Consider the following 14,570-nt stretch of genomic DNA (forward strand, 5'->3'; position numbering starts at 1 on the left):
TCTAATGTTTTTCTAAGCTTTTTCTAAGCGAAACCTAAAGGGGCTGTAAGCCTGCTATAAGGGTAGCGCCGGAGCTTTGCTGCCAGATCATTCACTGGTATGCGGCGGCTATTCTTCTTTCTTCTTTCAGGGTTATTGGGCTTGACTTCAGGGGCAAACGCAGGCCCCTCGCAGTCTGCGCCCGGCGTGGATGCGCCCGGCGAGTCCACGCCGGGCTTAGATTCGCTGGTGGTGACGCTACGGCAGGCCGATAGTTTATTTCTTCGAAACAACCTGCTGCTGCTGGCCGAACGGTTCCGGATCGACGCGGCCCGGGCGCAGGTCTTGCAGGCTAGTCTCTACGACAACCCGGTGGTTGAGCTGGAACTGAGCGCCTACAATGCCCCCGCCCGGCGGGTACTTGATGTGGGCAGGGAGGGGCAGAAAATCTTGTCGGTCAATCAGTTACTCTACACGGCGGGCAAACGCAACAAGCGCATCGCGCTGGCCACCGAAGCGGCCCGGCTGAGCGAATACGAACTGCTGGATTTGCTCAGAAACCTGCGTTTTGAACTGCGCAGCCGGTTTTACTCGCTGTATTTCCGACAGCAGACGCTCCGCCACTTTGAGCAGCAGCTGGGTACGTTGCAAACGACCGTCACGGCCTACGAAACCCAGTATAACCGGAGTAACGTGTCGTTGCGGGAATTGCTGCGGTTAAAAGCGCTGCTGTTTCAACTGAGCAACGACCGTACGGACCTGATCTTCCAACTGGCCGACGATCAGCTGGCCCTACAAACGCTGGTGTCGACCACGCAACCGATTCGGCCGCGGGTAGTCGACGAGGCGCTGAGCCGCTACCGGATGCCCACCCAACCCGATGATTCGCTGCGGGTGCAGGCCACACGCAATCGCCCCGACCTGAAAGCCACCGAGTCGCTCACCCGGCAGGCCGAACTGAACCTGACGTTGCAGCGGGCACTGGCCAAACCCGACCTGCGTGTGGGGGGGACGTATGATCAGGCGGGCAGTTACGTGCAGCATTACGTAGGCCTGACAATCAGCACCGACCTGCCCCTGTTCAACCGCAATCAGGGCGCTATCGAGGTGGCCCGGAACCAGATCGGGTACCAGCGGCAACTCCAGCGCCAGAAAGAACAACAGATTGGTAATGAAGTGACCACCGCCCTGCTGAAAGTGCGCGAGGTGGAGCGCCGGGTGCAGAGCGTCGAGCGGCCGTTTGCCGAGCAGTTCGAGCAACTGAACCGGGGCGTGGTGACCAACTTCCAGAAAGGCAACCTGACCCTGCTCGAATTCGTCGATCTGATCGAGACCTACACGGCCAGCATTCAGCAGATCAACCGGCTCAAAGCCGAGCGCGTGAGTGCCTACGAAGAACTTAACTACCTCATTGGAAACGACTTAGCCAACTGATTATGAAGCGTAAACGTGTGAATTATGTACTGGCCGTGGGCGGGTTGTTATGGCTGGCGGGTTGCCAGACCAAGCCCGTGCAGGAGCCACAGGTGGCTTTTCGGCTGTCGGATGCGATGATGCAGCGGATTCAGGTAGCCGCCGCCGAAACCCAGCCGCTACGCAGCGAACTGACGCTAGTGGGCAAGATAACCGCCGACGAAAGCCGCTTTATTAAGGTCTTCCCGCTGGTGGGTGGCGACGTAGAGGGCGTCAACGTAGAGCTGGGTGATTACGTCCGCAAAGGCCAAACGCTGGCGTCGATCCGGTCGGGCGAGGTGGCCGATCTGGAACGGCAGCGCATTCAGGCGCAGTCGGAACTGCTGGTGGCCGAAAAGAACCTCCGCGTGGCGCAGGATCTGGTCGAGGCCAAACTGTCGTCGCAGCGCGAGGTGGTGGCGGCCCAGAAAGAAGTGGAAAAAGCCCAGGCCGAAGCCAACCGCATTCAGGAGGTATCGCGCATTTACGGTATCGGTAAATCGTCGATGTACACCGTCAAAGCGCCCATCGATGGGTATGTGATCGAGAAAAACGTGAACCGGGGCACCCAACTGCGCTCTGATAACGCCGACAACCTCTTTACGATCGGGCAGATCAGCGAGGTGTGGGTGCTGGCCAACGTCAACGAGAGCGATATCGGGCAGGTGCGTACCGGTATGGATGCGTCCATCCAGACGCTCAGCTACCCCAATGAGGCGTTCCGGGGCAAAGTGGATAAGCTATACACTGTGCTCGACCCCGGCACCCGGGCCATGACCGTGCGGGTACGTTTGCCCAACAAAGACCTCAAGCTGAAACCCGAAATGCACGCGACCGTCACGTTGCGCTACGAAGACGGGGGCAGCCTCACGACCGTGCCCGCCAGCGCCGTCATTTTCGAGCGGTCGAAGCACTACGTGATGGTGTTCCGCAGCCGTTCGGAGATCGAGACGCGGGAGGTGGAGGTGCTCAAATCGCTGGGCGACGTGGCCTACATCCGGCAGGGCATCAAACCGGGCGAGCAGGTGATTGCCAAAAACCAGCTGATGGTTTTTAACGCCCTCAACAACTAATCTAGCATGTCGAAATTCATTCAGCGTGTCGTCGGTTTTTCGCTGAAAAACCGATTCTTCGTCTTCTTTATGACGGCCCTGCTGGTGGTGGCGGGCGTGGTCAGTTACCTGAATACCCCGCTCGAAGCCTTCCCCGACGTCACCAACACGCAGATTATCGTGGTGACGGAGTGGCCGGGGCGGTCGGCCGAGGAGGTCGAGCGGTTTGTGACGGTACCCATCGAGGTGGCCATGAACTCGGTGCAGAAGAAGAGTAACGTGCGCTCGACCACCATGTTCGGGCTGTCGGTCATGAAGATCATTTTCGACGATGACGTCGAGGATTTTTTTGCCCGCCAACAGGTCAATAACCTGCTGCGCAACGTGTCGCTGCCCGATGGCGTTGAGCCCGATATTCAGCCGCCCTACGGCCCCACGGGTGAAATTTTTCGCTACACTCTTGAGAGCAAAGATCGGGATAGCCGCGAGCTGCTAACACTCCAGAACTGGGTCGTCGACCGGCAACTGCGGAGCGTGCCGGGGGTGGCCGACGTGGTGGCCTTTGGCGGGCGCGACAAGATTTTCGAGCTACGTGTTAACCCCACCCAACTGACCAAATACGACATTACGCCGCTGGAAGTGTATCAGGCCGTTACGCGCAGTAATATCAATGTGGGCGGCGACGTGATCGAGCGCAACGGGCAGGCCTACGTAGTGCGGGGCATCGGGCTGCTCACGTCGATACAGGACATCGGCAACATCATCATCGAAGAAGCGAACGGCAACCCGGTGCTCGTCCGGAACGTGGCTGAAGTGGCCGAATCGAACCTGCCCAGAGTCGGGCAGGTCGGGCTCGACGCCAACGACGACGTGGTGGAGGGTATCGTGGTGATGCGTAAAGGCGAAAACCCAAGCGAAATCCTGGGTCGGGTCAAGGCTAAGATCGAGGAGTTGAACACCCGCATCCTGCCGTCGGACGTGAACCTGGTTACCTTCTACGACCGGGACAACCTCATCGAATTCTGTACCCGAACGGTGCTGCACAACCTGACAGAAGGCATTGTGCTCGTGACGGTGATCGTCTTTCTGTTCATGGCTGACTGGCGTACCACGCTGATTGTGAGTCTGATTATTCCGCTGGCGCTGCTGTTTGCCTTCATCTGCCTGCGGTTGCGGGGGATGTCGGCCAACCTGCTGTCGATGGGGGCTGTCGACTTCGGTATTATCATAGACGGGGCCGTGGTAATGGTGGAGGGGATCTTCGTCACGCTCGACCATAAGGCGCACAAACTGGGCATGGAGCGCTTTAACCGGCTGGCCAAACTCGGGCTGATCCGGCAAACGGGCGGTGAGCTGGGCAAGGCCGTCTTTTTCTCCAAACTGATTATCATCACGGCCCTGCTGCCCATTTTTTCGTTCGAAAAAGTAGAAGGCAAAATGTTCTCGCCCCTGGCCTGGACACTCGGCTTTGCCCTGTTGGGCGCGCTGCTCTTTACGCTGACGCTGGTGCCGGTGCTCTGCTCGATTCTGCTGCGCAAAGACGTGCGGGAGAAAAAGAACCCCATCGTCAACTTCTTCGATCGGCTGGTGATGCGGGGGTTTGATCTCTGCTACCGCAATCGCCGCCTCAGCCTCATCGCGGGCATTGCCTTCATGGGCGCTACGTTTGGGTCGGCCTCCTTGCTGGGCACCGAGTTTCTGCCGCAACTGAACGAAGGCGCGCTCTGGGTCACCGCCGAGTTGCCCATGAGTATGTCGCTGCCCGAGAGCGTCGATATGGCCAAAACGATTCGGACCGAGCTGAAAACCTTCCCCGAGGTGCGGCAGGTGCTCTCGCAGGTGGGCCGCTCCAACGACGGCACCGACCCCAACGGCTTTTACTTCTGCCAGTTTCAGGTCGATCTGAAGCCGCAGAGTGAGTGGGACAAGCGACACAATGGCCACTACCTCACGACCGAGCAACTCACCGACGAGATGGATGCCAAGCTGAAAAATTACGCGGGCATTCTCTATAACTATTCGCAGCCGATCATCGACAACGTGGCCGAGGCGGTGGCGGGCTACAAGGCGAGTAACGGCATCAAGATTTTCGGGCCGGATGTGTACGAGCTCGAAAAGTACGCCGCGCAGGCGTTGGATGCCGTTAAGGATGTGGAGGGTATCAAAGATCTGGGTATCATCCGCAACGTGGGTCAGCCTGAAATCAGCGTGCAGTTTCACGACCACAAGATGGCGCTCTACGGCGTGTCGACCACCGACGCGCAGGCGGTCATCGAGATGGCGATTGGGGGTAAAACGGCCTCGGTGCTGTATGAAGGCGAGCGGAAATTCGACATCCGGGTTCGTTTCCAGCCCGAATACCGCCAAAGAAGCGACGACATTATGCGGCTGATGGTGCCCACCATGCGGGGCGGCAAAATTCCGCTGAAAGAGATTGCCACTATCAAGCAGGTGACCGGACCGGCGTTTATTTACCGGGATTTGAACAAGCGGTTCATCGGCGTGAAGTTTTCGGTGCGGGGTCGTGACCTGGGCAGCACCATCGCCGAAGCGCAGCGCCGCGTGAACGAGAAGCTGCAAACCGACAAAAACTATTCGGTGGAATGGGTGGGTGAATTTGAGAATCAGGTACGGGCCACCGATCGGCTGGGGCAGGTGGTGCCCATCAGTATCGCCGCCATTTTCATCATCCTGTTTGTGCTGTTTGGCAAGGCCAAAGACGCCGGGCTGGTACTGCTCAACGTGCCTTTCGCGCTCATCGGGGGTATTCTGGCCCTGCACATCACTGGCATGAACTTCGGTATTTCGGCGGGGGTGGGTTTCATCGCCCTGTTCGGGATCTGCGTGCAGAACGGCGTGATTCTGATCACGGTCTTCAACAATAACCGCAAAAACCGGATGCCGCTCGATCAGGCCATCCGGGAGGGCGTGCAGTCGCGCATCCGGCCCGTGATCATGACGGCGCTGATGGCGGCCATCGGGTTGCTGCCCGCCGCGGTGTCGACCGGCATTGGTTCCGAAACGCAAAAGCCCCTGGCCATTGTGGTCATTGGCGGGCTGGTGACGGCAACGGTGCTCACGCTGCTGCTGTTCCCGATCATCTACCGCCTCTTTTACCGGTCGACGAAAGCCAAGCCCACCCGGACGCTGGAACTGGCCTAACCAAGGCGGGCCGACTGTTAAGAAAGCTAAAGAAGAAGGGCTCCTGTGCAACCTGCGCGGGGGCCTTTCTTCTTTAGCCGGTAACTGGGTACGTCGTCGCCGAGCCGAGTTATGGCTATATTCGTAGGCCGCGACGTCCCTAAATTCCGTAACTACCTTGTAACCAACTGGCTATGTATACAACGGCTGCCTGCTTCTCACCCCACGGCCCAGCTGACTGGCGCGTCGGCCTGTTCCGGCACGTAATCCGGGTGTGCCGCACCGCCTGGCTGGCCAGGGCGATGAGTTGCCTGTGGCTGCTGGCTGGCCTCGCTACCGGGACTATACAGGCGCAGGGGGTAGGAGAGGCCTCGTCAGGTACGTCAGTGGCTGGGATGAGTGGCCTGAAAATGGCCTTGAGCCAGCCCGTTCGGACGGTTGAGCAGGCCGATTCGCTGCTGACGGTCAGCCGTCAACTGGCCTACGTACCCGGCGAAGTGGTAGCGCTGTGCCAGCTGGCGCTGCAACGGGCACCACAACAGCCAGAGGCCGCTCAGGAACTCCTGCAGCAGGCCGAACGGCTCGCCCCGCAAATCAGCAATTTCAGAGAGGCGAGTTGGGCAATGAGCCGGGTGGCACGCCTGCAGAGTCGGTATGGCCGAAACAACCCTGAGCTGGCCACGCGTTTTGGCGGAATCCTGAGTGCACTGGGCAAAGCGCTGAGCAACAGCAAGCCCCTTGAGCAGATGGCCGAGGTGGCCCGGCTGTCGGCCGAAGCAGCTCTGGCACCCTGGCAAAACGCCACCGCCCGCCGCGCGCCGCGCGCCAACGAACCCGATGTTCAGTTTATGCCACCACTGCCCCCGGCCAGCCTGATGCGGGGCCGCAACGGCCACTATCGCTCCGACTTTATGGAGCAGCTGATCGATAGCCTGATCCGGTCGCGCGTGACGAGCCCACAGGTGGCCCGGCAACTCAGCACCCGCAAGCAACTGCGCGATTCGAGCCGGAATTTGAGCAACGCCTATGCTCAGGAGGGTGACTACGCACGGGCGTACCAATATTACCTGCAATACACGGCCTACAAAGACAGCCTCGCGGCCGAAGCCACCAACCGGCGTATCGCCTCGCTACGCTATCAGCAGAATCTACAGAAAAAAGAAACCCAGATTCAGTTGCTGACCAAAGACCGGCAGTTGCGCGATCAGGAAGTCCAGCAGCAGCGGCTTTTTGTGCTGGCGCTGGTGGGCTGCGTGGCGCTGTTGCTGGGGTTTGGGGTGGTGATGATTCGTAACAACCGGGCCAAGCAACGGGCCAACCAGCAGTTGAACGAGCAGAAAGAGACACTCCAGGCAACGCTCACCGACCTGAAAACGGCGCAGGCGCAACTTATCCACGCCGAAAAGATGGCCTCGCTGGGCGAACTGACGGCGGGCATCGCTCACGAGATTCAGAATCCGCTCAACTTCGTCAATAACTTCTCGGAAGTGAGCAGCGAGTTGGTCAGTGAGTTGCTCGACAGCCGACAGCAACCCAACCGGGATGAGGAACTGGAAAGCGAACTCCTGGCCGACGTACAGCAGAACCTGCAAAAGATCAATCAGCACGGTGCCCGGGCGGCGACCATCATCCGGGGGATGCTTGAGCATGCGCGCCCCACCAGCGGCGAAAAACAACGGATCGACCTCAACGCGCTGGCCGACGAATACCTGAAACTGTCGTATCACGGATTCCGCACCAACGACGAAGCGCTGGCCGTGCAACTCACCACTGACCTTCAGCCGGGGCTGAGTCTGGTCAATGGGGTGCCGCAGGAACTGGGCCGGGTGTTGCTGAACCTGTTCAACAACGCGTTTTACGCAGTGCAGCAACGGCAGAAAAAAGACCCGACCGGTTACCAGCCCAACGTGACGGTGGTGACGAAACAGGCGGGCCAACAGGTGCAGGTCAGGGTTCGGGACAATGGCGCGGGTATTTCGGCCGCCAATCTGCCCAAAGTGTTCCAGCCCTTTTTTACAACCAAACCCACTGGCCAGGGCACGGGGCTGGGGTTATCGCTGAGCTACGATATTATCACCAAAGGGCATGGTGGCACGCTAACCGTAGCGAGCGAAGAAGGCGTTTATACCGAACTGACGATTACGTTGCCGATCTAGAAACCTGAACGTGTATACAGGTCCGTAAGTTAGAATTGTAGGCGTTGTTGTTCTTATTGGTAAATATTTGTTTCTAACTTTCAGTCAGCTTAACGTCTAAGTAAGTAATTGTGTCAGCGCTGGCTCAATCGCGTTGACCGATGAGCCGAAGTCAGGCGCCTGCCAGCCTTGCGGTTGTCGCAACGATTGGCCTAAACGGACTCGGTAGCGGGCCACCCCCGGCGCCTCGACGAACCCAGACAGGATGGTTGATCCTCCGGCTGGTATACTTTTTACGGATCACTTTTTGTTTCCATGACCGGCAATCAACCGCCTTCCGATTCCAGTAAGCACCTCACTGAGCGACTTGACATTGACTTTGCCCTCGAGGCCGCCGGCCTCGGTGTCTGGGAGATCGACCCGGCCACCAATCAGGTGATCTGGGATGCCCGCTGCCAGGCATTGGTCGGCCTGGAGCGCGACGACTACCTACCCTTCGAGGAGGCCATTCAGTATATCCATCCGGCCGATAGTGAACGGGTGCTGATGGCTATTCAATGGGCGATGATGGTTGAGTCGGGGGGGCGGTTCGATCAAACCTATCGGACAATAGGGGCCGATGGCGGCAGGGTGCGTTGGGTACGTTTCTGGGGGCAGGGGTATTTCAAGCCAACCGGCGAGGTATACCGCTTCGCGGGTGTTGCCCAGGATGTGACGGTGCAGGTACAGGCTAGCCAGCAGGTCGAAGAAAGCGAAGCCCGTTTCCGTGCGCTGGTGGAAGAAGCGCCGGTCGCCACCTGCCTGTTTGTGGGGCGGGAACTGCGCATCGACGTGGCCAACAGCCTGATGATCGGGTTCTGGGGGAAAGATCCGTCGGTGATTGGCCAACCCCTAGCGGTGGCGGTGCCCGAGTTGGTAGGGCAGCCCTTCTTGTCGGTTCTGGATGACGTATTCACCACGGGAGAACCCTACGAAGCCAGAGGGGCGCGGGCCGAACTGGTGGTCAATGGCGTGCTGGGTACGTACTACTTCGACTTTACGTACAAACCCCTGCGCAACGCACAGGGCGACGTGTTTGCCATCATGGATATGGCGGTCGACGTCACCGAGCAGGTACTGGCCCGGCAACAGCTGGAAGAAAGTGAGCTTTTTTCCCGGAGCCTGTTCGATAAGTCACCCGCCGCCAAATCGGTGCATGTTGGGCAGGAGATGCGAATTCGGGCGGCCAATGCCCAGATGCTTACCTTATGGGGTAAAGAGGCGTCGGTGGTTGGAAGGCCATTGCTGGAGGCCCTGCCCGAACTGCGCACAACCCCGCATTTGGAACGGCTCCGGCACGTGCTGAACACCGGCGACCGGTTTTATGAAGCCGAAGAAAAAATTGAGCTGATCCGCTTCGGTGAACCCTATACTGGTTATTATGAGTACACCTACGAGGCGCTGCACGACGCTGCGGGGGACATCTATGGCGTCATGTGCGTTTGTACCGAAGTAACCCATCAGGTGCAGGCCCGCCAGAAGGTGGAAGAAAGCGAGGCCGCGCTGCAATCGGCTATCGATCTGGCCGAACTGGGTACGTTCAGCGTTGAGATCGCCACCAATCGAACGACCCTCTCGCCCCGCATGGCCCACTGGTTTGGCTTACCGGCCGTTACGGAGGTGGCTGCCATGCTGGCGGTAATCGAAGAAAGCGATCAGGAGCCGTTTCAGATGGGTTTTACGAACGACTTGCGAACGGAGGCGGTCGGCGCCTATGAAGGTGATTATGCCATCATCAACCCGCTGAACGGGCGTAAGCGCATCCTGCACACCACCAGCCGGACGGTCTGGAATCCGGAAGGGCAACCGCTGCGCATCGACGGGACGGCCCAGGACGTGACGGCGCAACGCGAGCTGCAGCTGGCCCTCAAAGAGCAGGTAAAGCAACGTACCCAGCAACTGGCCGATGCCAATCTGGTGCTCGAAATCAGTCAGCAGCGATTGGTGAGCATCTTTGAACAGGCCCCCGTCGCGATCGCCCTGCTGGAAGGCCCCGATTACCGCATTAAGCTGGCCAATGCCTCGATGCAGGCGATCTGGCAACTGCCGGAGGGGCAGGAACTGGTGCTTAACCAGCCCGTATTCGAGGCGTTTCCCAACATTGCCGGGCTGGGGCTGGAAGCGTTGCTGGCTCAGGTACGTCAGACAGGCGTCGCCATCAGCGGCAACGAGTTGCCGGTGGTGTTCCTGCGAAATGGGACACCCGAAACGGTATATATCAATTTTGTTTACGCGCCCATTTCGCATGCCGACGGGAACGTTGATGTGGTTGTGGCCGCAACCGAGGTTACCGAGCAGGTCGTGGCGCGCCGGAAGGTTGAGGAAAGCGAAGAGCGCTACCGCCGACTATCCGAGCAACTGGCCGTCAGCAACAACGAGTATGCTGCCTTGAACGAAGAACTGGAAGAAGCCAACGAACTGCTGGTTCGCTCCAACGAGAACCTCCAGAAGTTTGCTTACATCGCCTCCCACGACCTACAGGAACCCCTGCGGAAGATTCAGCAATTTGGTAACCTGCTGAAAATGCGCTACGTAGGCACCGATAACGACGGGCTGGATTACCTAGAGCGAATGCAGGCCGCGGCCGGTCGCATGTCGCAACTGATCAAAGACCTGCTCGATTTCTCGCGTATCTCCACGCAGCGGGATACGAGTGCGGCGGTCTCGCTAGACGAGATCGTCAGTCGGGCCTTGTCGACCCTGGAGCTGACTATCCAGGAAACGGGTGCTCAGTTGCACATAGCGCCGCTACCGGTTATTTCGGGCGATGCGCTGCAACTGGGGCAGCTGTTTCAGAACCTGCTGAGTAATGCGCTGAAATTTCATCGGCCCAACGTGGTGCCCCTCGTTACGGTGCGGGCCAGCCTCGTTCCGGTGGCGGCCTTACCCGCGCCGGTCAAGCCCAATCGACTGACGGCCAATTACCACCGCATCGACGTGATCGACAATGGCATTGGTTTCGACGAAAAATACCTGGATCGTATTTTTCAGGTTTTTCAGCGGCTACACAGCAAGAGTGAATTTGCGGGTACGGGCATTGGCCTGGCCATTTGCGAGAAGGTAGTCGTCAACCATGGTGGTGGCATCACGGCGAGCAGTGAGCCGGGGCAGGGCGCCACGTTCAGCATTTACCTGCCTGTGCAGTAGGCGATGGGCCGGCTCGCTGCGGCTGGGACGGGTAAAACGAAACTATTTTACTAGTTCCGTACATAAAGTTTAATCCTTTTGCCCGTAGATGTGTTCAACCAGTACAGCTGTTAGACACGCTCGGCATAACTCGGTTGAGTGTTTGCTCGTTTGCAGGCCTGAATGAGGCCAATTCGTTCGGAAATAGGTCATTTTGCCACTAACCTCGGCGCTACGCTTGTCAGAACGGGGTTAAGCCCGAGCGACCCATGACGATCATTTTCAATTATTTATTTACGGCAACAGGCGAAGGCTTCAAAGCCAGGGTGCCATTGCGCCTACAGCAGGGGCCCGTTTTTGCGCCCGGAATGCCCTTATCGATGACCGATCTGAATGGCATCGACCTGCATCAGTGGGAAGGGAAAGCAATCGAGGTGTCGATTCAGGAAGCTATTTACACAATCGAAGGAGTGGCCAGGTGAGGCTGACGGCGATCGCGTTGTACACAGATCGATAGTGCCATAGTTCAAATCAACTACCAACATGAAAGCGCATAAAACACGTTTGTCAATCAGTTTCAAGTGGCTTATTCAAATTGTTCAGTGGATGAACATGCCGGAACGCATTTTTCAACCGGTCGTTACGCCCAATACGATTCGCGCCGGTTGGGAGCGGCACAACTGAACCGCCCCACATAAAACCATGAACGCCCCAACCCCTACACCTGATGAACGCCATCAGCTAACAACGTACCTGGCTCAGCTTCATACCCTGCTCGACGCGCCCGTGGGCCATCGCGATGCGGTTGATGATGGCCGCTGGCGTGCCGAGTTTGCGCAACTAATTACGCTATCCCATGCTGTGCTGACCAGGGCCGGGCAGATGGGCAAGCGGGTCGATTTCACAAAAGGTGTAGGGGTAAACGGGAAAGTGCTGGACGTGACGTCACTGATCGACTGGGTGTACCTGCGCCTGCCCGAACTGGCCAACGATCGGCCGGGCGACCTGCCTCAAAACCGCCTGAATCGGTACGTCGATGCTGGCGTTGGCTTTTTCGCCAACGGAGTACTCTTCAGTGCCGAATTCGATGATGAGCTGACCTATTATGTCGATGATCAGCGGATCTATCTAAAACACCATATCGGGCGCGCTATCGCCGAAGCCGAGCGTAACCTTGGTTGAACTGCCAAACCACTCAGTTAGGTCGACACGTGTTTGTGACAGGGCGTTTGTTGACACGATGGCTCGATAGGCTTTAACAAGTACCATCTGGTAAATAAAGGATACTTGATGTGTTCCAAGAGATCACATTCGGATAGTCATACTTATATAGGGGCCCAGCCAATGGCTGGTGTCCATGAAAAACTACATAATACTTCTGTGGCTGACTGTGTCTCTGCACACAGCTGTCGCCCAATCTGCCGCAATTCGCTCTCGGCAGCCAGCGAGACCTTCGGCACCTAAACCCAGAATCGCCTACGTATCGATCTGTGAGAGCCGCCGCGCCTATGCCTATCATAGCGGGCTGTGCCGTGGGTTGGCGCGCTGCACGCACGGCATCAGTCAGGTGTCGGTGAGTCAGGCGCGTAGTGCTGGGTACGTGCCCTGCAAGCTTTGTTATTGACGGATCGGGGTCATCAACGGCTACCCTGCGTGCTCTACGCGCCGGTGAAGAGAGGTTATGGTCGCGGTTCAGGGCAGCACGCTCCATGCTTTCGGCTGGCACGCTTCCCAAAATGATCCGGTTATCGACTGGTGTATGTCAGGATTCGCGGGTTTGTTTGGTGTGAGAAGCAACCTCATCCCAAAAACCACGCGTAAATTTGACTTGCTTTGGCTAGCCAAGGCGCTGCTCAACACCACCACTCGGGTCTGAAAACGGCCGAACTCCCTTCATGAAACCCATTGAGATCATAACCAGCCTATTGGCGCTGACCTCGCTGCTGGCTGTCGTCGCCCGCAAAATTAAGATTTCGTATCCTATACTATTGGTGCTGGTCGGGCTGGGTATCGGCTTTGTGCCGGGGCTGCCGGCGGTTGCCCTCGAGCCCGATGTCGTGTTTCTGGTTTTTCTACCCCCACTGCTTTACGGCGCCGCCTGGACCATCAATAACGCCAATCTGAAACGCTATTGGCGGGCGGTGGGCCTGTTGGCGATTGGTCTGGTGCTGTTTACGTCAACGTTGGTGGCCTTGTTTTTTGCGGCGCTCATTCCGGGCTTTTCCATCGCGCAGGGCTTTTTGCTGGGGGCAATAATCGCCCCGCCCGATGCCGTGGCTGCCGCCTCGGTAATGCGGGGGCTGGGTATTCCCAAACGCGTCAGCACCATTCTGGAAGGTGAAAGTCTGGTCAACGACGCCACAAGTTTGGTCTTGTACCGGTTTGCTCTGGGCGCCGTGCTGACGGGGCAGTTTTCGTTGGTGAATGCCAGCTGGCAATTTGTCTGGTCGGGCGCCAGTAGCGTGGCGCTGGGGTTTGCGGTGGGCTGGCTGATGCAGTATGTACACCGGTCACTGCGCCACGACGCAACTACCAATACGGCCGTTACCCTGCTGATTCCCTACGGCGTGTATCTGCTGGCCGAGCATCTGGCGCTGTCGGGGGTGCTGGCCGTGGTGACCACGGGGCTGTTCCTCTCCTGGCGCGACAACGTTATTTTTTCCGATCAGACCCGGGTGCAGGCCTATGTTGTCTGGGACGTGGTCGTTTTTTTGCTGAATGGGCTGGTGTTTATCCTGATCGGGCTGCAACTTCCCCATATTCTCAGCGGCCTGAACACCATCGGGCTGGGGCAGGCGCTGGTATACGCGGCCGTGTTGTCGCTCATCATTATCGTTGGCCGTATCCTGTGGGTATTTCCGGGAACGTACCTGCCGCGCATCCTGAACACCAAAATTCGGCGGAGCGAGCCCCGGCCACCCTGGCAGGAAGTCGCCATTATCGGCTGGGCGGGTATGCGGGGCGTGGTGTCGCTGGCGGCGGCGCTGGCCCTGCCCGAGACCGTACCGGGTCGCGACCTGATCCTGTTTCTGACGTTTGGTGGTATTCTGGTGACGCTGGTCGTGCAGGGTTTGTCGCTGCCCAAACTGATTAGTTGGCTGGGTGTACGCGATGGCGCCGATGAACACGAGCAGGAGCGGGACCTGCGGCGTAAACTGGCCTACAAGGCCATCGCGCATCTGGAAGAAAACCACGCAATCGGCTCACTGCCCGATGCCGCACTGGCTCAACTCAAAAATAGCTTTGAACTGAAAATTGACCACCTCAACGGCCGCGTTCGCGCCGACCTGCCGGGCGAAGCACCGACTGGCCTCTACGAGCAGGTGGTGCGGGTACAACTGGAACTGATCGAGGCCGAACGGATGGTCATCGACGAACACCGGCGCGAGGGCGAGCTGAGCGACGAGTTGTTGCGAAAGCTGGAAAACGAATTGGACTATGAGGCCGTGCGACTAACCTCGACGCTCCCAACGATCAGCGCCGCCCTGTTCCCCGAAGAACAACCAATGTCGTCCTGGCTGTCCAGGCTGAAGCGGTACACCGGCAGGCCCGTAACTCCGTAACCGGCGTCTGTTCATTCTAAGGTGCCCCGATGCGCGAAGCCCGCTACGATAAGAAATTTCTCCGGGGCTCGTTCATTACTTTT

General features: G+C 58.3%; 9 protein-coding genes. All 9 read left to right on the forward strand.

Going from position 1 to position 14,570, the window contains the following annotated elements; genetic code table 11:
- Positions 1 to 99: 99 nt before the first annotated feature.
- The gene (locus tag FAES_RS15520) at positions 100 to 1,413 is read left to right on the forward strand and encodes a TolC family protein (RefSeq protein ID WP_015332184.1); all 1,314 of its coding nucleotides are present in this window, start codon (positions 100 to 102) and stop codon (positions 1,411 to 1,413) included.
- 2 nt (positions 1,414 to 1,415) lie between these two features.
- Positions 1,416 to 2,504, forward strand: coding sequence for an efflux RND transporter periplasmic adaptor subunit (locus FAES_RS15525; RefSeq protein ID WP_015332185.1), 1,089 nt, complete (start codon positions 1,416 to 1,418; stop codon positions 2,502 to 2,504).
- A gap of 6 nt (positions 2,505 to 2,510) precedes the next feature.
- Positions 2,511 to 5,645: an efflux RND transporter permease subunit gene (locus tag FAES_RS15530; RefSeq protein ID WP_015332186.1), complete on the forward strand. Its 3,135-nt coding sequence runs from the start codon at positions 2,511 to 2,513 to the stop codon at positions 5,643 to 5,645.
- Between the two features lie 173 nt (positions 5,646 to 5,818).
- A complete protein-coding gene (locus FAES_RS15535) occupies positions 5,819 to 7,780 on the forward strand; it encodes a sensor histidine kinase (protein WP_015332187.1) in 1,962 nt (653 codons plus the stop codon).
- Positions 7,781 to 8,074: 294 nt separating this feature from the next.
- Positions 8,075 to 10,945, forward strand: coding sequence for a PAS domain-containing sensor histidine kinase (locus tag FAES_RS15540; RefSeq protein WP_015332188.1), 2,871 nt, complete (start codon positions 8,075 to 8,077; stop codon positions 10,943 to 10,945).
- A 248-nt stretch (positions 10,946 to 11,193) separates the two neighbouring features.
- Entirely contained in the window at positions 11,194 to 11,406 is a 213-nt protein-coding gene (locus FAES_RS15545) for a hypothetical protein (RefSeq protein WP_015332189.1), read from the forward strand.
- 61 nt (positions 11,407 to 11,467) lie between these two features.
- Positions 11,468 to 11,608 carry a hypothetical protein gene (locus FAES_RS30395; protein ID WP_015332190.1) on the forward strand — a complete coding sequence of 47 codons (141 nt, stop codon included), beginning with the start codon at positions 11,468 to 11,470 and terminating at the stop codon, positions 11,606 to 11,608.
- Between the two features lie 18 nt (positions 11,609 to 11,626).
- Entirely contained in the window at positions 11,627 to 12,106 is a 480-nt protein-coding gene (locus FAES_RS15550) for a hypothetical protein (protein ID WP_015332191.1), read from the forward strand.
- Between the two features lie 713 nt (positions 12,107 to 12,819).
- Positions 12,820 to 14,487, forward strand: a complete 1,668-nt coding sequence (locus FAES_RS15560) for a Na+/H+ antiporter (protein WP_015332192.1) — start codon at positions 12,820 to 12,822, stop codon at positions 14,485 to 14,487.
- The last annotated feature ends 83 nt before the right edge of the window (positions 14,488 to 14,570 follow it).

This window comes from Fibrella aestuarina BUZ 2 (assembly GCF_000331105.1).
GTDB classification, from domain to species: domain Bacteria; phylum Bacteroidota; class Bacteroidia; order Cytophagales; family Spirosomataceae; genus Fibrella; species Fibrella aestuarina.